Annotated in this window: 21 protein-coding genes; 10 read left to right on the top strand and 11 right to left on the bottom strand. The window is 45.2% G+C overall.

Features of this window, described 5'->3' with window-relative positions; translation table 11 throughout:
- The first annotated feature begins 65 nt into the window (after positions 1-65).
- From prmB to GY843_RS17325, 3 genes are read left to right on the top strand one after another with little or no spacing between them, the layout of a single operon-like run.
- Positions 66-992 carry a 50S ribosomal protein L3 N(5)-glutamine methyltransferase gene (gene prmB / locus GY843_RS17315; protein ID WP_297311455.1) on the top strand — a complete coding sequence of 309 codons (927 nt, stop codon included), beginning with the start codon at positions 66-68 and terminating at the stop codon, positions 990-992.
- Between the two features lie 47 nt (positions 993-1,039).
- On the top strand, positions 1,040-2,131 hold the full coding sequence (gene aroC, locus GY843_RS17320) for a chorismate synthase (protein ID WP_297311457.1): 1,092 nt from the start codon (positions 1,040-1,042) through the stop codon (positions 2,129-2,131).
- 23 nt (positions 2,132-2,154) lie between these two features.
- On the top strand, positions 2,155-2,964 hold the full coding sequence (locus GY843_RS17325; protein WP_297311459.1) for a lytic transglycosylase domain-containing protein: 810 nt from the start codon (positions 2,155-2,157) through the stop codon (positions 2,962-2,964).
- Here GY843_RS17325 and GY843_RS17330 read toward each other — a convergent pair.
- Complete coding sequence (locus GY843_RS17330; protein ID WP_297311460.1) at positions 2,961-3,818, bottom strand: LysR family transcriptional regulator; 858 nt, start codon at positions 3,816-3,818, stop codon at positions 2,961-2,963. The two genes, GY843_RS17325 and GY843_RS17330, sit on opposite strands and share 4 nt — an antisense overlap.
- Before the next feature lie 145 nt (positions 3,819-3,963).
- On the opposite strand from GY843_RS17330, the gene GY843_RS17335 reads away from it, so the two are divergent.
- Positions 3,964-4,620 (top strand): glutathione S-transferase family protein, encoded by a 657-nt coding sequence (locus GY843_RS17335; protein WP_297311462.1) that lies wholly within the window; start codon positions 3,964-3,966, stop codon positions 4,618-4,620.
- Between the two features lie 115 nt (positions 4,621-4,735).
- On the opposite strand, the gene GY843_RS17340 is transcribed toward GY843_RS17335, so the two are convergent.
- The 6 genes from GY843_RS17340 to GY843_RS17365 all read right to left on the bottom strand — a co-directional run bounded on the left by GY843_RS17340 (position 4,736) and on the right by GY843_RS17365 (position 11,604).
- Positions 4,736-6,148, bottom strand: coding sequence for a coniferyl aldehyde dehydrogenase (locus GY843_RS17340; RefSeq protein ID WP_297311464.1), 1,413 nt, complete (start codon positions 6,146-6,148; stop codon positions 4,736-4,738).
- A 246-nt stretch (positions 6,149-6,394) separates the two neighbouring features.
- Positions 6,395-7,279, bottom strand: a complete 885-nt coding sequence (locus GY843_RS17345) for a LysR family transcriptional regulator (RefSeq protein ID WP_297311465.1) — start codon at positions 7,277-7,279, stop codon at positions 6,395-6,397.
- A 168-nt stretch (positions 7,280-7,447) separates the two neighbouring features.
- The gene (locus tag GY843_RS17350) at positions 7,448-8,158 is read right to left on the bottom strand and encodes an amino acid ABC transporter ATP-binding protein (protein ID WP_297311501.1); all 711 of its coding nucleotides are present in this window, start codon (positions 8,156-8,158) and stop codon (positions 7,448-7,450) included.
- Positions 8,159-8,227: 69 nt separating this feature from the next.
- A complete protein-coding gene (locus tag GY843_RS17355) occupies positions 8,228-9,328 on the bottom strand; it encodes an amino acid ABC transporter permease (protein ID WP_297311466.1) in 1,101 nt (366 codons plus the stop codon).
- Positions 9,329-9,339: 11 nt separating this feature from the next.
- Positions 9,340-10,521, bottom strand: coding sequence for an amino acid ABC transporter permease (locus GY843_RS17360; RefSeq protein ID WP_297311468.1), 1,182 nt, complete (start codon positions 10,519-10,521; stop codon positions 9,340-9,342).
- A 69-nt stretch (positions 10,522-10,590) separates the two neighbouring features.
- Complete coding sequence (locus GY843_RS17365; protein ID WP_297311469.1) at positions 10,591-11,604, bottom strand: amino acid ABC transporter substrate-binding protein; 1,014 nt, start codon at positions 11,602-11,604, stop codon at positions 10,591-10,593.
- 474 nt (positions 11,605-12,078) lie between these two features.
- On the opposite strand from GY843_RS17365, the gene GY843_RS17370 reads away from it, so the two are divergent.
- The 5 genes from GY843_RS17370 to phaR all read left to right on the top strand — a co-directional run bounded on the left by GY843_RS17370 (position 12,079) and on the right by phaR (position 18,078).
- Complete coding sequence (locus GY843_RS17370; RefSeq protein ID WP_297311470.1) at positions 12,079-14,784, top strand: Calx-beta domain-containing protein; 2,706 nt, start codon at positions 12,079-12,081, stop codon at positions 14,782-14,784.
- Positions 14,785-15,059: 275 nt separating this feature from the next.
- Positions 15,060-15,914: a polyamine aminopropyltransferase gene (gene speE, locus GY843_RS17375; RefSeq protein ID WP_297311471.1), complete on the top strand. Its 855-nt coding sequence runs from the start codon at positions 15,060-15,062 to the stop codon at positions 15,912-15,914.
- Positions 15,915-16,004: 90 nt separating this feature from the next.
- Complete coding sequence (locus GY843_RS17380) at positions 16,005-17,177, top strand: MFS transporter (RefSeq protein WP_297311472.1); 1,173 nt, start codon at positions 16,005-16,007, stop codon at positions 17,175-17,177.
- 73 nt (positions 17,178-17,250) lie between these two features.
- On the top strand, positions 17,251-17,508 hold the full coding sequence (locus GY843_RS17385; RefSeq protein WP_297311473.1) for a DUF6489 family protein: 258 nt from the start codon (positions 17,251-17,253) through the stop codon (positions 17,506-17,508).
- 90 nt (positions 17,509-17,598) lie between these two features.
- On the top strand, positions 17,599-18,078 hold the full coding sequence (phaR, locus tag GY843_RS17390) for a polyhydroxyalkanoate synthesis repressor PhaR (RefSeq protein ID WP_297311474.1): 480 nt from the start codon (positions 17,599-17,601) through the stop codon (positions 18,076-18,078).
- A 62-nt stretch (positions 18,079-18,140) separates the two neighbouring features.
- On the opposite strand, the gene speD is transcribed toward phaR, so the two are convergent.
- The 4 genes from speD to GY843_RS17410 form a co-directional block, all read right to left on the bottom strand.
- Positions 18,141-18,950: an adenosylmethionine decarboxylase gene (gene speD, locus GY843_RS17395; RefSeq protein ID WP_297311476.1), complete on the bottom strand. Its 810-nt coding sequence runs from the start codon at positions 18,948-18,950 to the stop codon at positions 18,141-18,143.
- Between the two features lie 117 nt (positions 18,951-19,067).
- Positions 19,068-20,132 (bottom strand): class III poly(R)-hydroxyalkanoic acid synthase subunit PhaC, encoded by a 1,065-nt coding sequence (gene phaC / locus GY843_RS17400; RefSeq protein WP_297311477.1) that lies wholly within the window; start codon positions 20,130-20,132, stop codon positions 19,068-19,070.
- 3 nt (positions 20,133-20,135) lie between these two features.
- Positions 20,136-21,122 (bottom strand): poly(R)-hydroxyalkanoic acid synthase subunit PhaE, encoded by a 987-nt coding sequence (locus GY843_RS17405; RefSeq protein ID WP_297311479.1) that lies wholly within the window; start codon positions 21,120-21,122, stop codon positions 20,136-20,138.
- Positions 21,123-21,193: 71 nt separating this feature from the next.
- Positions 21,194-22,090, bottom strand: a complete 897-nt coding sequence (locus GY843_RS17410) for a LysR family transcriptional regulator (protein ID WP_297311481.1) — start codon at positions 22,088-22,090, stop codon at positions 21,194-21,196.
- A 182-nt stretch (positions 22,091-22,272) separates the two neighbouring features.
- Here GY843_RS17410 and leuC point away from each other — a divergent pair, with 182 nt between their 5' ends.
- Complete coding sequence (gene leuC, locus GY843_RS17415) at positions 22,273-23,691, top strand: 3-isopropylmalate dehydratase large subunit (protein WP_297311483.1); 1,419 nt, start codon at positions 22,273-22,275, stop codon at positions 23,689-23,691.
- Positions 23,692-23,706: the final 15 nt, after the last annotated feature.

Below are 23,706 nucleotides of genomic sequence, written 5' to 3' on the forward strand. Positions count from 1 at the left end.
GTGTTCCTGAGAGAGTTTTATTAAGATGGCTGTCCTAAATTTAGCAAAAAAACGGTTCTGACTGAATGAGTGATCAAGCGAATACAGATAATTCTGTTATAAATCAGCTGCATAGCTTACGTGATTATATTCGCTATGCGATGAGCCAGTTCGGTAAGCATCAAGTATATTTTGGTCATGGAACTGATAACGCCTGGGATGAGGCTACTCAGCTGGTTCTGGCGGCGGTTAATCTGCCCTGGAATGTTAACCCTGCTGTGCTTGATGGACGTCTTACTGATACAGAAAAATTAACTGTATTGGAATATATCAGTCAGAGAGCGGTTGAACGTAAGCCTCTGCCCTATATCACCCGTGAGTCCTGGTTCTGCCAACTGCCGTTTTATGTCGATGAACGCGTGCTGATTCCCCGTTCTCCGATAGCTGAGCTAATTGAAAACCAATTCAGTCCATGGCTCAGAGAGGGACCGGTGGAACGGGTGCTGGATCTGTGTACAGGTAGTGGCTGTATTGGTATCGCTTGTGCGTACGCTTTTGAAGAGGCTGAAGTTGATCTGGCTGATATCTCTGCGGATGCAATTGAGGTTTCCAATATCAATATCCACAAACACGAAATGGTTGATCGTGTTCATGCCGTAGAGAGTGATCTGTTTAGCAATCTTGAAGGTAGAAAGTATGACCTGATCGTTAGCAACCCTCCTTATGTTGATGAGGCTGATTTAGCTTCAATGCCAGAGGAGTATGATCATGAGCCTGAACTGGCACTGGGTTCAGGCCCAGATGGTTTGGATATTACCCGCAAAATTCTTCGTCAGGCGAACGATTATCTGACCGAAGATGGTTTGCTGGTGGTTGAAATTGGTAACAGTGAAGTGCATATGATGGAGCAATATCCACAACTACCTCTGATTTGGTTGGAGTTTGAACGTGGTGGTAATGGGGTATTTGCTATCACTGCACAGGATCTTCTCCAATACAGAGATCAGATTTGATATAATCCACGCCCCTGTTTTTAAGATAGTTTGAATGGAAGACTGCGATGTCAGGAAATAGTTACGGTAAGCTGTTCACGGTAACCACATTTGGCGAGAGCCATGGTAAAGCGTTGGGCTGCATTGTTGATGGTTGCCCTCCAGGTATTGAGATATCTGAAGAAGATCTGCAGATCGATCTGGATCGCCGTAAGCCTGGCACATCACGCCATACTACACAGCGTCGTGAGGCGGATGAAGTTGAGATCCTTTCAGGTGTTTTTGAAGGAAAAACTACGGGTACGCCAATCGGTCTTCTGATCAAAAATACTGATCAGCGCTCAAAGGACTACTCCAACATCGCGGAAACTTTCCGCCCAGCACATGCTGATTACGTTTATACACATAAGTATGGTTTCCGTGATTACCGTGGTGGTGGTCGTTCATCGGCACGTGAAACAGCTATGCGTGTTGCAGCAGGAGCGATTGCCAAGAAATTCCTGGCCTCTAAAGGTGTTGAGGTTAAAGGTTATCTGTCTCAGTTAGGTCCTATTAAGATCAACGAGCAGAACTTTGACTGGAACGAAGTGCCAAATAACCCTTTCTTCAGCCCGGATGCTGAATCTGTCCCTCAGATGGAAGAGTACATGGACGCTTTGCGTAAAGAGGGTAACTCTATTGGAGCCAAAATTAGTGTAGTAGCTTCAGGTGCTCCAGTTGGTCTGGGTGAGCCTATCTTTGACCGTCTAGATGCAGATCTGGCTCATGCGTTGATGAGCATCAATGCAGTAAAAGGTGTAGAGATCGGTGATGGCTTTGCTTGTGTTGAGCAGAAAGGCACAGAACACCGTGATGAGATGACACCGCAAGGGTTCCTGTCTAACCATGCGGGTGGTGTTCTGGGTGGTATTTCTACTGGCCAGGATATTATTGCCCATATCGCGCTTAAACCTACATCAAGCCTGCGTTTACCAGGTCGTAGTATCAATGACAAAGGTGAAGAGATTGAGGTGGTTACTCAGGGGCGTCACGATCCCTGTGTAGGTATCCGTGCAACGCCGATTGCAGAAGCGATGATGGCGATTGTTCTGATGGATCATATGCTACGCGACCGTGCGCAAAATGCTGATGTTCAGAGTAATGTTCCAGTAATTACCTAACTGCTACTCTACAGCAAACGATTATGGGGGCAGATTTAAATCTGTCCCCTTTCAGTTACTTACAATCGTCCCCTTCTAATCAAACTGCTACACTGCCCATTATGGGTATCTATTTTAAGAAACCACTTTCCTATCTATTTCCGCTAGTAGCTCTTTTACTGATGCTACAGGCTGGATTCGTTTACTCAGATCAGATCCGTAAGATTGTTCATCCTGATGGCCGGGTTGAATATACCAATCTCTCGGATAAACAGCGCCAGATCCACTTCACCAATAAGAGCGGAAGCTCTACCAAGAGTGTTTATAAATTCCGTAACGAAGAGGGTGTTTTAGCCTTTTCTGATCAGCGCCCGGTTAATCTGAATTTTGAGGTGTTGCGCTTTGACTGTTATGCCTGCCGCGTGAACTCAACTGTGGATTGGTACAACACTCCTTTAAATACCAAAGCTTATCGTTCAACTGTTAAAACAATGGCTGATAAGTATGGTGTAGAAGAAGCGTTGGTCCGTGCCGTGATTCATGCAGAATCCGCTTTCCGTAAAGATGCGGTATCAAAAGCGGGTGCACAAGGGTTAATGCAGTTAATGCCTGCAACAGCTAAAGATCTCGGAGTGACGAACCCATTCAGCCCTCAGCAGAATATAGAGGGTGGCACTAAATACCTAGCTGCATTGCTTGAGAACTTCTCAGGTGATATTACCTTAGCTACAGCTGCTTATAATGCAGGCCCTGGCGCTGTTAGTCGTTATAAGGGGATTCCTCCTTACAAAGAAACTCAGGCTTATGTTGAGCGTGTAGCAATATTACGCAACCGGTACGCACAACAACTTTAAGCAATTTTCATATCCTGAGCGTAATACTCGCTACTTAAAGTGACTGCTTGAGTTACCCCAAATAGTGGATGAGGGATAGGAGAAACGGCTAGCACAATATCTACTGCGGGAAGCGGGGGCATGTTTTCATTATCTACTGGGTACAGCCCCTCTGTCAGGCTTGATGAAGCAAGAGTTCCCAACCCCAGGCCTCGCTTAAGTAGTGTTTTTAAAGTAGCAGAACTGGAACTGGTGCAGACCAAGTCATGAAGCCTGCCCATCTTATCTAAGCCATCAATTGCCGCTGTGTGGAATTTGCAATCTTCGTCATAGAGAACCAGAGGGATAGCTTCTCTTTCTGCTAATTCAGGAAAGCCGCCGTGCACCCATAAGCCCTTGTCGTGACGTAGGATATAACCTTCTTCTTTATCCGGAGCGCGGGTAAGTATGGCAAGGTCTATATCACCATTATCGAGATACTCTCGTAACTTTGTGCTGCTATCGCATAAAACCTTTAAGTGCAGAGTAGGGTGTTGAGCGTGAATGATTTCCAAAAGGTCTGCTAATACCGAATCGACATAGTCATCGGGGCAGCCAATGGTCAAAGGCCTGTGGTTTTGTAGTGTGGAAAACTCGCCTACGGCTTCGTCGTGTAAAGAGACTATTTTGCGGGCATAACTGACCAACTTTTTGCCTTTTTCGGTTAAAAGAAGGTTTCGGCCCTCTTTAATAAACAGAGAGTGCCCTAAATCCTCTTCCAGCTTCTTCATCTGCATGCTGATAGCACCCTGTGTGCGATGAATCTGTTTAGCCGCACGGGTAAAACTACCAGTATCAACAAAGGCAACAAAGCTTCTTAAGGCGTCTAAATCCATCTGTTTCTCCTAGGGCATCACTAATTAGTGTTGAAAGACCGTAACAATCAGCCCTGCTAATAGGTGTTATCAAAATTAATCGTTAGTCCTGGCTTTAGCAAGTATGCAAAATAGCTCCAGTTATTCACTTCAAAGGAATTAGGAAATGGAACTGATCATCGGTAACAAAAATTATTCTTCCTGGTCTTTGCGTGGTTGGTTGATGATGGAAGCATTCAATTTAAGGTTTAAAGAGACAAAACTTTTATTATTCACGGAAGATTTTTACAGCTCTTTAAGCGCACATGAAGCTGCGGATAAGGTACCCGTTCTTATTGATGAAGGTATTACCGTTTGGGACTCACTAGCTATCTGTGAGTATGTGAGCGAGCGTTACCTGAACGGCAAAGGTTGGCCAGAACATTATGCAGATCGCGCTATGGCTCGTTCTGTCAGTAATGAAATGCACTCAGGTTTTTTTGGCGTAAGAAATGAGTTGCCAATGAACTGCCGTGCTAAACGCCGGGTTGAACTTTCAGAGCAAGCCAAGAAGGATATCGCTCGCATTGATCAACTCTGGTCTTCTCTACGGAAAACTCATGCTGATCAAGGACCATGGTTATTTGGGGAGTTCTCTATTGCTGATGTGATGTACGCGCCAGTGGCACTTCGCTTCAGAACTTATGGGATCGAAGTTTCTGAAGAAAGTCAGGCTTATTGTGATGCCTTATACAATCATCCGGCTATACAGTTATGGATGAAAGATGCGTTGCTTGAAACTGAAATAGTTGAGGAAGATGAAGCCGGTGAAGAAATAGATTAAGCAGTGTGAATTAGGGCTAGATCTGTAAATGACTGTCTGATTTGATCTAGCCCATATGACCACTATATGCCGTAGTTAGGCGTTAACCGCTGTTTAGAAACGTCCAAACTAGTAGTTACTTCAAGAAGAACTTACGTAACATCTTAAAGACCAAGTCACGGTTCTTAAGAATAAAACTGTTTTTGGGTAACCAAGGGCTTGAGCGAAGTACTGTTTTTGCTTTAGAAAAAGTCTGAAAACCTTCGTAACCGTGATAGTGCCCTGTACCTGAATTTCCTACACCGCCAAAGGGAGCATCATCTGCTGCTACATGCATAACAGTGTCATTAATTGATACGCCGCCACTATGTGTATTATTCAATAGGTACTCAATCAAGGCGTTATCCTTAGACATGATATACAACGCAAGCGGTCTTGGGCGCTCGTTGATATACCGAGTTACCTCTTCGATTTTTTTGTAAGTCATTACTGGTAGGATCGATCCAAAAATTTCCTCTTTTAGAATACTCATATCCTCAGTGACTTGTGTGGCCAGGTGAGGGTAGACGCGTCTTCCAGTATCAGATTCAATTGCTTTGACGGGGTGAATTTTACCGCCTTTGCTTGCGGTGTCTTCAAGGAAAGCCATTAAACGATCATATTGTCTTTCGGTGACGATATGAGTTTGTGAATTCTGGTTATCACCGTTCAAGTGATACTGAGTGTATCGTTCTATAAAGGTAGAGATAAATTTTTTTTCTCTCGCTTCCGGAACAAAAATATAATCTGGGGCTACACAGATCTGCCCAGAATTTACCGATTTACCTAAGATCACCGCATCAACGGCAATATCCATGCTGATCTGGTCATCAATGATAGTTGGTGATTTCCCGCCGAGCTCTAGCGTAATTGGGGTTAAATTATCAGCGGCTGATTTTGCAACAAGTTTGCCTACTGCAGATGAGCCGGTAAAAATCAGATGATCAAACGGCAATGCTGAAAACGCTACACCTACATCGGCCTCGCCTTCAATAATCTGAATATGCTCAGAAAGATCTTTAACTATCTCGCGTAGCACTTGATTGGCATTAGGCGTGAACTCACTCATTTTGATCATCACTCTATTTCCCGCAGCCAAAGCTTGAATTGCAGGTCCGAGTGCAAGGAATACTGGAAAGTTCCAAGGTGTGATAACGCCTACCACACCTAAAGGCTGGTAATGAACTTTTACAGAGGAAGGAAACAGCATTAAACCTGAATGACGCTTAGATGGTTTCATCCATTTCTTTAGATTTTTAAGCGCGTAATTAATGCCAGCGACACTTGGCAACACATCTGCAATCAGGGTATCGAACTCACTTCGATAGCCGTAATCTTGTTTCAAAGCATCGTAGATCGCTTGCTCATGTTCAATGACAGAGGCTTTAAGGGCTTTAAGTACAGTTACACGTTCAGCATAAGTGGGTGCTGGGTGCGCATTATATGCGGCACGCATTGTCTGAAAGGTTATCTGTAAATTATCTGGTGAGATGTGGTTCAAATTAGTCATCTTATTACCCTGGCTAAAGTCATCTAATGGCTTCCCTTGCCTCCAATTGCTCAAGCTTTAACGGACCTCTAAGGATTCACTTATCTAGCTGTATCAGATGGAATCGCTCACACACTTGAAAACATATCGATAGAATAGCCGCTTACTGGGTATTAAGGAATTTACAAAAATTATTAAGGGTAATAAAAAAATGGAATAATTTTTTTGTTTCAAAGAGATACGAGTAGCTCTCGTTGCTGAATTGGGCTATGTATCCGAATATTGTTTCAGAACCTGGATGAATTTCTTCACTGCAGGTGCATATTCGGTTTCCTGCCGAGTTATGCAGTAGGATTGCCAGGGTATCTCTTCAGCAATATCTAATTGCACGAGCTCCCCGCAAATCAACTCTTTAGCAAATAGCTCCCTAGGGCCACCGGTGAAGTAATCTGAGGTCAAAACGACAGACTTTGCAATCTGGTAATTGTCGCATGTGATGTTAAGCGGCAGATGAACATCATTTTCCTTCAAAAACTCTGACATGGCTTTATTCATACCTGGTCCAATCCCCGGGAAATCGTTGAGCTCATGGGTTGGCAGAGTCCCTTTGGTTTCAGTAAGTGGGTGACCGGCTCTGACTACAAAGACAATGTGTGCACTTTGAACCTTTCTGATGACTAATTCGGAAGAGCGTTCTTGAGGCAGTGCGGGGCCAATACCTATATCAATCTCGCCATTAAGTACTAAGCTCGGTAGTTTTTGTGGTAGATCCACCTTAAATGAGATCTCTACATTGTTGGATTCTTCGACAAAGTCCATCAGGACTTTTGGGAAAAGCAGCTGCTCAACAATTGGGCTCACCCCGATCTTTAGTGTTCCACCTTCTAGGTTAGATAGAAGCTCAACATGCCGACATAAAGTGTCCAACTTTGCACGAAGCTGCTCGCCATTATCAATCAAGTAACTAGCAATAGCTGTCGGGCTCATCCCCGTGCTTTGTCGATGGAACAGCTCAACCTTCAATACTTTTTCTAAACGGGAAATCTTCTTGCTCAACGTCGGCTGAGACATATTTAGTTTCTCAGCGGCTTTACTAATACTTCCTTCCTCAGCAACGGTTTTGAGGAGAGTAATATCCGAGACATCGAGCATATGAGGTACTCATTAATTTGGGTATAGCTACCGAATATATTCTTTTTTATTGCAGCAAGGAACAGAAATGGCTGAGCTATATCTGCCTGATATCGAAAGAGAATTTATTATGTAGGATAGAACACTGCCCAGATTTGGGCAGTGCCTAATTTGGCAGGAACGGTGTTATCAGTGCTCCAGAATCTGACTTAGGAACAGCTGTAGACGGTCTGTTTGCGGATTATTGAAGATCTCATGCGGAGTGTTCTCTTCAACAATCTCACCGGCATCCATAAAGATAACCCGGTCTGCGACTTTCTTAGCGAAGCCCATTTCATGGGTTACACAGAGCATAGTCATTCCCTCATCAGCCAGTTCAACCATTACATCCAGAACTTCTTTGATCATCTCTGGATCAAGAGCTGAGGTAGGTTCGTCAAATAACATAATCTCTGGGTTCATACAGAGTGAGCGGGCGATAGCTACTCGCTGCTGCTGACCACCGGAGAGTTGACCTGGGAATTTATAGGCCTGATCTGGAATTTTTACACGTTCCAGATATTTCATCGCGGTTGCTTCCGCTTCTTTCTTTGGCTTTTTCTGAACCCAGATCGGGCCCAGAGTCAGGTTTTCTAGAATGGTCAGATGGGGAAACAGGTTAAAGTGCTGGAACACCATGCCCACTTCCTTACGGATCGCTTCGATGTTTTTCACATCTTCGATCATCTCTACATCGTTCACCACTAGGGAACCACGCTGAAACTCTTCCAGTCGGTTGATACAACGGATCATGGTGGATTTACCTGAGCCGGAAGGGCCACAAATAACGATTTTCTCACCTTTCTTAACATTCAGGTTGATGTCTTTCAGCACATGAAAGTCACCATACCACTTGTTCATATCCTGAATGGCAATGATGTCTTTACTGTCGATATTATGATTCTGTTCTGTACTCACAAGGAGTTCCTCTTAATTCTTGTGGCTGGTATCCAGCTTACGTTCAATGGATGAGCTGATCATGGACATGCTGAAACAGCAGATCCAGAACACCAGCGCTACAAACAGATAACCCTCTGTTGCGTGGCCGCCGAGCCAGTTGGAGTTGGTCAGGGCGGTCTGTGTTGTACTTAGCATCTCGAAGATGCCGATGATCAACAGGAAGGTTGTGTTCTTAAAGAGCATGACAAAGGTTGCCAGAATATTTGGCATGGATATCTTGATAACCTGGGGCAGAATAATCAGCAGTGTTTTCTGCCAGAAGCTTAAGCCCAGAGAATCCGCAGCTTCATACTGGCCCTTGGGTACTGCCTGAAAACCACCACGGAATACTTCTGCCATATAACCGGCCATAAACAAGGTTAAAACGATCCATACACGGAGTAGCTTGTCTACATTGGTTCCTTCCGGAAAGAACAGCGGCAGCATTACAGAACCCATAAAGAACAGGGCGAGTACAGGTACACCACGGAAGAACTCGATCAGGACAATGCAAACGCTCTTGATAAATGGCATATCCGACCGACGCCCCAATGCCCAGAGGAAACTGAGCGGGAAGGCCACTATGATACTCGCGGCTGCCAACAGAACGTTGAGTGAAAAACCGCCCCAGTAATCAGTGGAAACAGGCGTTAAACCGATCCAGCTACCATCCAGAATCAGAATGCTGATAAATGGTAGTAATAGGAAAAGAGGGATCGCAACTTTGTTACGCAGATCTTTATGTAGCAGGTATGAAGAGGCGATTACAGCTACCAGAGCTATCAGGCAGAGGTTGATCCGCCAAAGCTCTTCTGCAGGATAGCTGCCATAGAAGAATTGCTTAGACCAGGCCATCACAAATACCCAGCATGCACCCTCTTTAGTACAGTCTGCCTGGGTCGTTCCGCTCCAGTTTGCGGAGAAGAATATCCAGTCTAACGTGGGCGGCAGAATCGTAGCCAAAAGCGCCAAAATCAAAAGAGTGGCAAGGGAATTTCCAATGGAGGAAAAGAAATTATCTTTAACCCAGCGGATGGGGCCAACAGTCTCCACTGGTGCGGGCTGACTTGGTAAAGGTTTAAATTCTCTCATGATCGACTCCTTTACCTTTCAACCAATGAAACGCTGGCGTTAAACCGGTTCATTACAAATGAAATGGTCATATTCACCACGAAGTAAACCGCCATGGTCATGAATACAATCTCAATGGCTTGTCCGGTTTGGTTAAGAGTGGTACCAACAAAAACAGTGAAAAGGTCTGGATAACCTATAGCGGTTGCCAGTGTCGAGTTCTTAACTAAGCTCTGGTACTCACTGTTTAGCAGGGGAACGATAACCCGCATCGCCTGAGGAACGATGATCAGTTGCATAATTCGGCTTTCTTTCAAACCCAGGCTGCGGGCTGCTTCAGTCTGACCATGAGGTACTGCTTGAATACCTGCTCGTACTGCTTCAGCGATAAACGCTCCGGTATAAATCGATAGCGCAATTGCAAGGGCCATAAGCTCAGGGATTACGGTAATGCCCCCGCGGAAGTTAAAACCCTTAAGTTCTGGGAAATCGAAGACAAAAGGAAAACCTGTTAGGACCAGCGCCATGAATGGAACGCCAAATAGAATAGCCAAGCTGGTGCTGAGAACCGGGTATTGTTGTCCAGTTCGGTCTTGACGTTTTTTCGCCCAGTTTTTTAGGAAAAATACAGATGCAATGGCTGCAATTATTGCGGCATAAACCAGAGTTGCACCGTTTTCCGGAATCAGGCCAGGAAGATAAAGTCCCCTGACATTTAGAAAGATAGCTTCTCCCAAGCTCAGGCTTTGACGAGCGCTCGGCAAAGCTGCCAACACTGCGAAATACCAGAAAAAAACCTGTAGCAGGAGTGGAATGTTTCGGAATGTTTCTACGTAGGCTACAGCAATTTTGCGAATTAATAGGTTATGAGAGAAATGTGCTACCCCCATAATAAAGCCAATGATTGTAGCCAGAATAATACCGATGGTTGAAACCAGAATCGTGTTAAGTAATCCAACGATAAATGTTCTGCCGTAGGTGTGTGTCGCATCATAGGGTATAAGCGACATCAGGATATCAAAACCTGCGGTGGTGGACAGGAAATCGTAGCCACTTTTGATTCCACGGGCTTCCATATTTGCCAGCGTGTTACTGACAATACCGTAGAAGAAATAACCCAGACCGAGAAGTAACAGAACCTGATAGATTATCGAGCGGTTTCTGGGGTTGTTGAAAAAGGAGGGTGAAGATTTCACCTGGGGCTTATCAGACATATTTCACTACTTATCCGAGGGATGCTAAAAATGACAGAGGGGCATTAAATGCCCCTCTGTTGTATCTTCTTAACGAACTGGAGAAGAGTACATAATACCGCCCTGATTCCACTGGGCGTTGAGACCGCGTGCGATCTTCAATGGGGAGCCTTGGCCGACATTACGCTCAAAGCTTTCAGAGTAGTTACCTACCTGTTTAACAATGTTGTAACCCCAGTCAGCAGAGATGCCCAATTTTTGGCCAGCATCACCCTCAGAACCCATCAGACGTTTCTGAGAAGGAGTGCCTTCTGCTTTTGCTGTATCTACAGAACTGCTGTTGATACCCAGGAATTCTGCTTCAACCATTGCCATCAGCGACCAACGAACGATGTTGAACCATGCATCATCACCTTGGCGAACTACAGGACCCAGCGGCTCTTTGGAGATAACTTCAGGAAGTACCATCGCTGCAGACGGATCTTTCAGACCGATACGGAGAGCGTATAGCTGAGACTGGTCAGATGTCAGTACGTCACAACGACCGCTCTCAAAACCAGCACGGGTCTGGTCGGAAGTGTCGAATGTGATTGCTTTGTAGGAGATACCGTTGGAACGGAAGTAGTCGGCAAGGTTAAGCTCGGTTGTTGTACCTGCTTGGATACATACTGCAGCACCATCTAGTTCCAGTGCGCTTTTTACGCCTAGATCTTTGGAAACCATGAAGCCTTGACCGTCGTAATAGTTAACACCGGCAAAGTTCAAACCAAGAGAGGTGTCACGGGTGTGTGTCCATGTCGTATTACGTGACAGCACGTCAATTTCACCAGACTGTAGAGCAGTGAAACGCTCTTTTGCTGTCAGAGGCTTATACTGAACTTTTTCTGCGTCCCCTAGAACGGCTGCTGCAACTGCACGGCAGACGTCAACATCCAGACCACTCCATTTGCCGTTTTCATCCTTTTGAGAGAAACCAGCCAAACCTGTACTTACACCACAGGATACACTTCCGCGCTTTTGTACATCTTCCAGTGTTCCTGCCTGAGCGGTAAATGTCAGGCCAAGAGCCAAGCCTGTAGCAATTACTGAGGTAAGTCGTTTCATTACAATTCTCCGTCATATGGCAGTTTAGCCATTCAATATTTTTTATTTTTTGAGTGTGTTGAAGCAGTAAAAAAATACTCATTAGAAAGGCTAGCAGAATATAGGCGACAGATGGATGGAAATTAGACTTTGGTATTAATTTTTTTCTTGCCCGCATGATAGCTGGGTTTCGGAGCATTCAAACTTGTTCTAATATAACTTGAATAGGTGTTCAACTAAGGCGTTTCTGTGCAAAATTAGTTAAATATACCTGCTGGGCAAGTTATGCAACTGTCTGGAGTAGGGGCCTTAAGCTTCTGATTTTGGAGCCTTATCATTGAAATGAACACGTTCCTCATCTAATCTACTTTCAAGCACATATTTTCTATGCTATGGAAGAACTATCCGTGTGGAAAACACTCGACTGCTTGCATGCACTAAGTGTTAGCTTTGATTTAATTTTAAAGTGTATAAGGAATACGCTAGGGACTGCTCATGCCAACAGCTGATCATTATCAGACCATTCAAAAAATTTACCTGGCTTATTACGGTCGTCCTGCTGATCCTGAAGGTTTGGAAGGCTGGGCCGAAATTCTGGAAAGAGTGAATGGTGAAGTCACTGCCATAATCGATGTATTTGCAAATTCTGATGAAGCGACTAGCCGCTTCGGCAATTTGTCTTCTGATGAGATGATTACCCTGCTTTATCAGCAGTTGTTTAATCGTGATCCCGAATCGCAAGAGATTGTTGATGCTTGGGTGTTCCAGTTAGAGAACAACCCTGAAGTGACTTTGCAGAGTATAGCCTTAGACCTTTTGAATGGCGCTCAAAATGATGATGCATTGGTGGTGCAAAATCGCTTAACTGCTGCCGAGGCCTTTACTGCTCGTATGTCAGATGTGAACTACGCTGAACTTTATAGTGGCGATAGTGATGCTGATATTGTTCGACAATGGTTATCACAGATTGGATCTGATGCCTCTGAGGCAGATACTATTGTGAATAGCCTAGAGTTTCTTCTTTTTCAGTTGCAAAATGAGGACTCTGCTCAAATAGACTACAGTGTTGGCTTGTCAGATCTAATTGAGCAGGAGCTGGACCTGAGTGGTTTTATAATTGCTGAGGTCACCGATATTGATTACAGCACCAATGAGATTCTGATAACTGTTACACGTGAAGGTGATCTATCAACGACTTCCCAGGTTATTTACCAAACCAATGATGGAACAGCTTTGGCCGGTGAAGACTATGAGTCTGTATTCAGTGCGTTGTTGTTCCTTGAAGATCAAGACACTGCAGAAATTAGAATTCCTCTGATTGAAGGCGCGTTCGGCGGTGTGCAAACACTGAACTTAAATCTGACTTCGGTTGAAGATACATGGTCGATTGTCGGTGCTGATGTTGAGATAACCTTGAACACCCCTAGCGCGGGTCTTGATTTACAAAACCTCGATGCTGAGAATGGTATTACCCTAAGAGCACCTGATGCTACGATGCTTGAAGGTACCAGTATTAGTTACGTTGGCGACTTAAACGGTGATGGCATTTCTGATGTCGCATTTAGCTCTCCTTCATCTTCTTCCCCGATAGGCTCGGAAATATTTGTCCTCTTTGGTGGTTCTCACCTCTCAGAAAATTTTACATTGCCGAGTATAACAACAGTAAGTGATGAGCTCGGTTATGCAGTACCGGGTATCACAACAGAGATTGCTGAACTAGGTTTATTTGATGGCAATACTGGTTTTGTACTCGCTTTCGATGAATTACCAGAACCAGAACCAGAACCAGAACCAGAACCGGAGCCAGAACCTGACCCCGACCCCGACCCCGACCCAGATTCGGGTACCGGTTCCAGTGGTGGTGGGTGGAAAGCCGTAGGCATGATCAGTCGCGAGGAAATTCCTTCCTTGGCTTTCTCTGACCAGCTATTGGATCTTCCTGATGTGACTGGTGAAGGTGAGGCTATTAGTTATGCTCTCGGCCAAAGTATAAGCTCTGTCGGCGATTTCAATGGTGATGGTATTGATGACCTATTAGTGTCACTGCCTGTAGCTAATGACAGCAGCGTGGGTGAAATACAGCGTATGTCGAGCGCCTTGATCTATGGGCAGGCGGGTACTTGGGATGCTGTGATTGATGTGTCAGCACTGGATATTACACAAGGCTTTGTCATGATCGGCGAATACACCAATGATAGCGCTTCGGGGAGTTCTGTTACCGGTGTTGGGGATGTAAACGGAGATGGCTTGGATGATCTGCTGATCGGTGATCTGAGTGCTAATTTCTCTGGTGAAGCGACCTTGGTATTTGGTTCTGCGAATCAAACAGAATCGTTTCTGGATCTAAATGCTTTATCAGCAGGCCAAGGCACCACGATTGTTTCCGGTTCTGAAACACCATCTGTTTCGGAAATAGGTGGTGCTGTTTCAGGTATTGGTGATCTTAACGGGGACGGCTTCGATGACTTTGTTATTGGTTCCTCACACTATTCTGGTATGACCGATGGTGCGGCATTCGTTGTGTACGGTCATGGCGGGGACTGGGAAAGTAGCTTTAGCCTGTCGGAACTTGATGGCACAAATGGTTTTACCATCAATAGTAGTGGAGATGATTACCATTCTATAGGTTTTTCCGTGAGCTCTGCTGGCGACTTTAATGGTGATGGTTTCGATGACTTACTAGTTGGGGCTCCTGATATCGATGATGGTTTGGCGTTTATCATTTTTGGCAGTGACACTGCGACGGGGGCGGAGCTGGATCTGAGCAGTATAGACAGTACTCAGGGAATCCGGTTGTTTACCAATTCTCAAATTGCTGGCGTGGGCGTTACTGTTAGTCAGGCAGGTGATGTTAACGGTGACGGACTTGATGATATTCTTGTTCAGGATGCTAACTCAGAGAGTTTCCTGGTTTTGGGGCGTTCTGAGAATACGCAAGATGTGTTGCTTACTCCAGATGATAGCGAAGGCGTGTTCCTTATCTCTGGCGCGACATCCAATTCTTTGTCTGAACAACCGGTAACCGGAATTGGTGATATTAATAACGATGGTTACGATGACCTGATGTTAGCAGACAGTGTGGTGGATAGTGACGGTCTTGACCTGGGGGGCTGGCATATTATCTTTGGCAGTTCCTCACTTGATCATCTTTCTGCGATTGTGCCTGTAGGTTACCCAACAGACAGCGATGTTTTGATCTGACCCCGACTCAGGTTGAGGCCGTTTAACATGGCCTTAACCTGGTAGTCGTATCCTACAGACACTAGCCCTCCTAATTACTTCCGCCTTGCCCTTAGTGCTAATCCTTGTAGCGCTAAGTTTTCAGATATAGATTTTGGCGCGAACTCGCTTAACTATTCCACTTTGCTTTTGAAAACTTTCAGGGTATAAATGCGCCAAAGTTTCTTGGCTATGGTGTGGCTGTTCTAGTCTGCTTTGAATTGAAACAATCAATGTTCTTCTTATGGTTTAACTAAATGACAACTTCTTATAAAGAGACCCTTCATAAAGGTTATGGTCAGGCATTTGATGTGGAAGAGGTGCTGTTTGAGCAGCAGACTGATTCCTGGCATTTGATCATTTTTCGTAACACAACTTACGGAACCGTGATGGCGCTGGATGGTATTATTCAGACCACAGAACGTGATGAGTTTGTTTACCATGAGATGCTAACCCATGTGCCTATCATGGCCCATGGCAGTGCAAAGCGAGTATTGATAATCGGCGGTGGTGACGGTGGTATCCTACGCGAGGTTTGTAAGCATCAGTCGGTGGAGCATGTGACGCAGGTTGAGATCGATCAGGCTGTTATTGATATGTGTAAAGAATATCTTCCAAATCACTCTAATGGAGCGTTTGATGACCCTCGTGCAGATATAGTGATTGCTGATGGTATTGAGTATGTTCACGAGACTGATGAAAAGTTTGATGTGATTATCTCCGATTGCACTGATCCTGTGGGCCCTGGCGAAGTTCTATTTTCGAGCCGTTTCTATGAAGGCTGTAAAAAACTACTTAATGAAGGCGGTGTTTTTGTTGCGCAAAATGGTGTGCCATTCCTGCAACAAGATGAAGTGATTACTACCCGTCGTCGTTTAAGCCCTTATTTTAAAGATCAGGCGTTCTACAGAGCGGCGGTACCTACCTATATTGGCGGTGATATGACGCTAGCTTGGGGGAGTGATGACGAGTCGTTACGACAGATTGCTTTGAGTGAGCTACAGAGTCGTTATGAGCAAAGCGGAATTAAAACTCGCTTTTATAATCCGCAGATGCATAAGGGTTGTTTTGGTCTTCCCCAATATTTGTTGGATGCTTTGGAACAGGCGTAAGAAACCTAATGAAGTTAAAAGCCGGTCGTATGTACCGGCTTTTTTATTTTTTGATATCCTCAAGCCTTATCTTTGTAACAGATCTCTTGCATGCCCCAACTGGATAACTACATTCGGCTATCAGGCTTTTACTTTTTCTATTTTGCTCTATTAGGTGCTTTAGTGCCTTACTGGAGCTTGTATCTGAAGTCGTTCGAATTTGATGCGCAAACGATTGGTACGTTGATGGCGTTGCTACAACTATCAAGGATAGTCGCGCCAAATCTTTGGGGCTGGATGGCTGACCGTAGCGGCAGACGTGTAGAAATTGTGCGCTTTGGGGCGCTGATGACCTGCATCATGTTTCTGGGGATTTTCTGGCAGGAGCAGGCGCTAGGTATCGGTCTGGTTATGTTGGGTTTCAGCTTTTTCTGGAATGCGGTACTGCCTCAGTTTGAAGTTATCACCCTGAATCAGCTAGGGGAGAATAAGTCCCGCTATAGCCGTGTAAGGCTGTGGGGCTCCATTGGTTTTATTGTTACCGTCGTTGGTATTGGAGCACTGCTCGATTTTATCAACATCCGTTGGCTGCCTTGGTTGATGCTGGGACTAATGATTCTGATCTGGATAAACACGTTGTTTATTCCAAAGCCTGTATCTTCTCTGGCGGCAAAAAATAATGCCCCGGCTGGCGAAAAATTTCTCATACTGCTTTTGCGCCCTCAGGTTATAGCCTTTTTCGCAATCTGTTTTCTGGTTCAGTTTGGTCATGGCGCATACTACACCTTTTACAGCGTATTGATGGTTGAGGTGGGTTTCAGTCGCTCAGAGGTAGGGCTTTTGTGGGCGGTTGGAGTTGTGGCTGAAGTTGTGATTTTTATCTATATGCACTGGATGTTGCAGCACTGGGGTATCCGCAGGATTATGCTGATTAGTCTGGTTTTATGTGTTGTTCGTTGGTTGCTGATCGGCTGGCTGCCAGATAATTTGCCGCTTATGTTGTTTGCACAAACACTGCATGCTGCAACTTTTGGAACCCTTCATGCAGTAGGGATTGCTCTTGTACACCACTATTTTACTGAGAGGACTCATGGTCAGGGACAGGCCCTGTTTTCTAGTCTGGGATTTGGCCTGGGTGGTGCTCTTGGGGCGTTTGTCAGTGGTTTAATGTGGGACGATTTTGGCGCCTTTCCGACTTTTGCACTTTCAGCATTAGCAAGCTTTGTAGCGATTGTGTTGGCACTGATATGGATACATCCGGGAAAAGCGCAGCAAAACAATTGATCTGAGTATTTTGCACTGCCGCAGTTTTGCTATAGGATTAGAGTATTACTGTGCCCAATAGAGGAGCTAGGGTGTGAAGTTCAAAATTGATATCGACATGACCCCTGATGAGCTGCGAAAAGTTCTTGGCTTGCCAGATGTGCAGAAATTTCAGGAAGATATGATGAACAAAATCACTGAACAGATGGAAGCAGGGGTGGAAGGGTATGATCCGCTCACACTGTTTAAACCATACTTGACTAGCGGTTTAGGTTCTATGGAAGCACTGCAAAAAATCATGATGAATCTAATGACTTCTGGCTATGGAAGTTCTGATAATAAAAAAGACTGATCCTACGGTTACTACTGTTACGAAAGTTAGGTAATAGGCAGGTAATACGACGGGCAATGAGTCAGGGAATGTTACGAGAGAGATAGTACTTTGCGAATTCTAAGAAAATATACAAATCGCCGTTTGTACGATACCTCCCGCAGTTGCTACGTTACTTTGGATGACGTGAAGCAGCTTGTGTTGAATGGTGAAGCATTTAAGGTAGAGGACTCGAAAACAGGTAATGATCTGACGCGGAATATCCTGCTACAGATTATTAGCGAACAGGAAGCGCAGGGTCATGGCACCTTGTTGACCAATCAGGTTCTGCAGCAGCTTATCCGTTTCTATGGAGACAGCATGCAGGGAATGATGAGTCAGTACCTGGAGCAGAGTATTGCTTCGTTCCTGGAGCATCAGGATCGTATCCGTGATCAAATGCAGACCATGATGGGTGCAGCTAATCCTCTGACGGTTATGAATCGTATCGCAGACCGCAATATGCAGATGTGGGGTATGTTCTCTCCAGAGAATCCTGAAGGGAAACCACAGGAAGAGCAGAAAAAGCCCGCAGATGAGAATGCTAAGTAAATAAAAAGGCCGCTGTTTCAGCGGCCTTTTTATTAGCGTTAGGGTGTAGCTACTAAATTCAATCAGTTCATGTCGGGCATGTTACGCCCATAGAAGATCTCGTTCATCTCTTTGCTGAGGCGTTCGCTAATATCCAGAACCTCTTTTTCATCTAGCTCCTCTTTGGTTGTACCAAACAGGTAGGTATTTAGATCAAACTCGTTCAGCATCATCTTGGTATGGAAAATATTTTCCTGGTATACATTTACGTCCAGCATTCGGTAATGGTCGTGAATGTCTGGCGTAAAGAAGTTCTGAATCGAGTTAATATCGTGATCGATATAATGCTTAACACCGTCCACATCGCGGGTAAAACCGCGTACTCGATAATCCACAGTAACAATATCGGATTCAAGCTGGTGGATCAGATAGTTCAGTGCTTTCAAAGGAGAGATGATACCGCAGGTTGATACCTCAATATCGGCTCTGAAGGTGCAGATGCCATCGTCCGGGTGTGCTTCAGGGTAGGTGTGTACGCAGATATGGCTTTTATCCAGGTGGGCAACTACCGAATCAGGCATTGGGCCTGGTTTCTCTGTCGTATCTACGGATTCAGAGTCTTTTACCGGCTCTTCTGCTACCAGAATAGTTACACTAGCCCCCTGAGGGTCATAATCCTGTCGCGCAACATTGAGTATATTTGCACCGATAATGTCACAGCATTCGCTAAGGATTTCGGTCAGGCGATCAGCATTGTACTGCTCGTCAATGTACTCAATGTATTCCGCTTTCTGCTCAGGGGTCTGGGCATAACAGATATCATAGATACAGAAGCTGAGGCTTTTGGTTAGGTTGTTAAAGCCTTGTAGCTTAATTTTCCCGTTGCTAGGCAAAGTGGTTCGCTCCAAACAGCACTATAAAAAACGCGCCGATTTTAGTAGACAAAGCCGTAGTTAGGAAGCAAAAAGTTATGCTTCCCATCCTGAAAAAAATTAATGTTTTATGCAGAGCTAGTCGCGCTTTTCTAACCAGTCCACAATAGCAGGGGCTACCTGAGTTTGAGATTTGCCAGAGACAAATACCCCAATATGTCCTGCCTTTACCTCCATCTCCTGATAGTCATCACTATTGACCTGTGCCTTAAGCGCAGTTGATGCTTTAGGTGGCACGAGATGGTCAAATGAGCCATAGATGTTCAGTACGGGCTGTTTGATATTGCCTAGATCAACCTGCTTATCACCGATTAGGGCTTCACCCTTAATTAGCTTATTCTGTTGGAAGAACTGGGTTACAAACTGACGGAATGCTTCTCCAGCCTGATCAGGGCTGTCATAGATCCACTTTTCCATACGCAGAAAGCTTAGAGCGCTTTCTTTGTTTTCAAGCTGATTGGGCATGCCCAGATTTTTCTGGACGCCCAGACGCATCGGCATTAATGAATTATAGGAGTCATTAAGCATACTGCCTGGAATATTGCCGTAGGTTTCAACTGCAAGGTCTGCATCAACATACTTTGCCAGGTGATACAGCAGGTTGTCCTCGGTCTGGAAATCGACCGGGGTCACCATGGTAATCAGGTTTTTGATCTTCTCAGGGTTAAGCGCGGTATAGCAGAGGCTGAATGTTCCACCCTGACAAATACCCAATAGGTTTGTCTGTTCTGTTCCAGCATGACTTAGTACAGTATCAACACAGTTATTTACGTATTCGTTGATGTAGTCATCCAGATCTAGGTAACGGTCTGCAGCATCAGGATAACCCCAGTCGATCATGTAGACATCAAGGCCTTGTTCCAGAAGTCGCTGAAGCATTGAGCGGCTGGCTTCCAGATCGATCATATAAGGGCGGTTCACCAGGGCATAACAGATCAGAAGCGGGGTAGAACAGCGTTTTTCTGTTTGTGCTTTGTAGTAGCGGAGTCGAAGTTTATCTTCGCTATAGATAACTTCATATGGGGTAGAATCAACATCTACTTCCTGCAGTTGAACAAGGGTGTTATAGCTCTTCAGTAGCTTTCTGTTGAACTCTAATAGTTCATCCGTAACCGTTGCAGGGTCCAGATTAAATCCATTCATAGCTTACTTCCCCTGATTCGCTTTTTTCAGCTTGGTCACTTCACGTTTCAGTGTAGTGATCTCTTTTTTGAGATCGGCAATAAGTGATGCTGCCGATTCTTGCTGTAGCTCTTGAATCTGTTGTTTCATCGCCTGCATCTCTCTGTTGCTGGCTCGCATCTCTTTGCGAAGCTTGTGCTGGCGCTGTAGGGCAGTGTCTAGCCCGCGACGAGTTGCGAGACCTACCGATTGGAAATGAACATCACGTACATCTTGAGTAAATTTGCGTAGCTGCATCAGGGCATTACTGATCCGACCGTGAGAGCGTTGGTAAGCATCAGTAAATACAGTGTCTGAATAGGCAGATTCATAGGCTTCTACCCAGATATCATGTAACTGCTGTAGACTGGAAGCTTTCTCTTCCATATTGGTTAAAGCCTGCAACATCTTAGTGGAAGCGTTCTGGTTAATTGAGTTGTAGTGTTCTACATACTCTTGCAACGCTTCTTGATATTCGATGGTAAGTTTGATCGCCTCACGGATCTGCTGCTGCGATTCCTGGTTACCACCCACTACAGGTGTTTCCAATAAACTTTTCATGCCGCTGATGAACGGATTCTCGAACATCAGGTCATCACGGAAACTGTGAGTTTTAAATAGAGAGGCAAATTGTTCTGGAATTTGCCACTGTTGCATCAGCATCTCCCCAGTCTGCTTCTGCATATAGTTCTGGAACTGGAGTACCGCTTCATTAAGATGCTGTTCGCCACCACTGCGGTACTGGCGTAGCAGGTCTTCACCAAATTGGGTAAAGTTTCGCGACTGAGCGCCTAGGATATCCAGTAGCTGAGAAAACTGTTGCGGTGTTTCCTGGCTGAGCTTCTTCTGATTATGGGATACAAACTCCGCCCACTCTTCCGGGGATTGGGCATCTGCCCCAGAAGTAATCTGCTTCCAGTAAGCTTGCTGTGCTTGTAAAAGGTCTTCAATGGATAAGCCGTTATTTTCCATCAGCTTCAAATCTCCAGATATCCACGCAGGTTATGGTGAAAATGTTTCTGCGTTGCACCATCTTATTACAACTACCTTTTTGTTACATCATCCTTGCCCGCATACTTAAGGATGTCGACTAAATATGCAGCGGCGTTGGATAGGGTGCGATTGCGGTGGAAGATAATGCCAAGATTACGATGAACGGGTTCTGAATCCACTACATTAAGCACCTTAAGTCCTTTGCCGATTAAGCTCTCTGGTAACAAACTCCAGCCAAGCCCGATGCTCACCATCATCCGGATAGTATCAAGGTAATTTGTCGACATGGTTACATTGAGATTCAGTTCGTGATTGTCAAAGAGCTGTTCCACCAGTGAGCGGGTGAAGGTGTTGCTACCTGGAAGGATCGCATTAAAGTCAGTCAGCTCTGCCAGTTCAACTTCATGTTTATTAGCTAGAGGGTGATCTTCTGCGACAACATACATGAGCAGATCATCCCAGATAATTTCTGAATGGATATTTGGGTCAGGCTCCGGCGAAAGAGTGATCAGTGCCAGTTCCAGATCTCCTTTTAATACACCTTCGTATGCCACCTCCGATTCTTCAAAACGCAGATCCAGTTCAACTTGTGGACACTCTTCGCTGAACTGTCTGAGAAAACCGGGTAAGCGATGCAAACTGATATGGTGGCTAGCAGCAAGCGACAGAGTGCCTGTGATATCGCCTCCTGACAGATTGTTGATGGCGCGTTTAGCATCATCCAACTGTAGAAGTATATCGCGTGCTCTTGGTAGCAGGGCGCTTCCTGCTTCAGTCATAGAGATACTGCGTCCAATTCGATCAAACAGCTTACTACCCAGCTGTTCTTCTAGCAGGGCAACCCTTTTACTGACAGCAGACTGCGTTAAAAAAAGATGATCAGCGGCTTTGGAAAATGAGCCGCTTTCAGCAACGGCCAGGAATGCTTGAAGGGTATTAGTATCCATTGGGGCTCAAGAAAACAGATTAAGAATAGTGTTATTTAATATATTCCAATATGGAATGCAAAGTATAAAAAATATGAATTTGTTTTGTGGGTGACTCTGCACTAGGATTGCTGCATAGAAAAATCAGTCCGCCTGATTGGGAGGGTGGAGCTGATCATAGAATAACAGTGAGGTGAGCTCGCATGGCTGGAAAGACGTTATACGATAAATTGTTCGAATCACATTTGGTTCGTACTAATGATGACGGTAGTTCTTTGATCTATATCGACCGTCAGGTTCTTCATGAAGTGACTTCGCCACAGGCATTTGAAGGCCTGCGTATGGCTGGTCGTCAGCCATGGCGTATCGATGCAAACATCGCGACTCCAGATCATAACGTACCCACAACTGAGCGTTCTGGTGGTGTTGATCAGATTGTTGACCCTGTTTCTAAAATTCAGGTGAAAACGCTGGATAGCAACTGTGATGAGTTTGGCATTTTAGAATTCAAGATGAACGATCAGCGTCAAGGTATCGTTCACGTAATGGCGCCAGAACAGGGTGCAATTCTTCCTGGTGTGACAGCTGTTTGTGGTGATTCTCATACAGCAACGTTGGGTGCTCTGGGTGCACTTGCACACGGTGTTGGTACATCTGAAGTCGAGCATGTATTGGCAACTCAGTGCCTGATCACTAAGAAAATGAAAAACATGCTGGTTCGCGTTGATGGCGAACTAGGCCTTGGTGTAACGCCGAAAGATGTTGTGTTGCATGTGATTGGTGTGATCGGTACCGCGGGTGGTACAGGTTATGCGATCGAGTTTGGTGGCGATGTTTTCCGTAACATGTCTATGGAAGGTCGTATGACCGTTTGTAACATGGCAATTGAAGCGGGCGCGCGTGTTGGTTTGGTTTCTGTTGACCAGATCACGCTCGATTACGTTGAAGGCCGCCCATTTGCGCCTAAAGGTGAGCAGTGGGATATGGCTGTAGCGGCTTGGAAAGATCTAGTGTCTGACGATGATGCTGAGTTCGACGAAGTGGTTGTTATCAACGGTGCTGATATTGAGCCTCAGGTGACTTGGGGTACATCTCCAGAGATGGTTGTTGGCGTATCTGCACAAGTACCTAATCCAGCTAACGAAACGGATCAGGTTAAGATTGATGGTATCAATCGTGCACTTGAATACATGGGTTTGAATGCTGATCAGAATATTACTGATATCAAACTTGATCGTGTATTCATCGGTTCTTGCACAAACTCTCGTATTGAAGATCTACGTGACGCTGCGAAAGTAGTTGAAGGCCGTAAAGTGGCTGACAACATCATTCAGGCATTGGTTGTACCGGGTTCTGGTTTGGTAAAAGAGCAAGCTGAGAAAGAAGGCTTGGATAAGATCTTTACTGCTGCAGGTCTAGAATGGCGTGAGCCTGGTTGCTCTATGTGTTTGGCAATGAACCCAGATAAGTTGGGTAATGGTGAACACTGTGCATCTACTTCGAACCGTAACTTCGAAGGCCGTCAGGGCTTCGGTGGTCGTACTCATCTGGTAAGTCCTGCTATGGCTGCAGCTGCTGCAGTAACAGGTCACTTTATCGATGTACGTGAGTTGATTAAGTAAGGTATCAGGAGAGCG

It is taken from the genome of Neptuniibacter sp. (assembly GCF_024231755.1).
Taxonomy (GTDB): domain Bacteria; phylum Pseudomonadota; class Gammaproteobacteria; order Pseudomonadales; family Balneatricaceae; genus Neptuniibacter.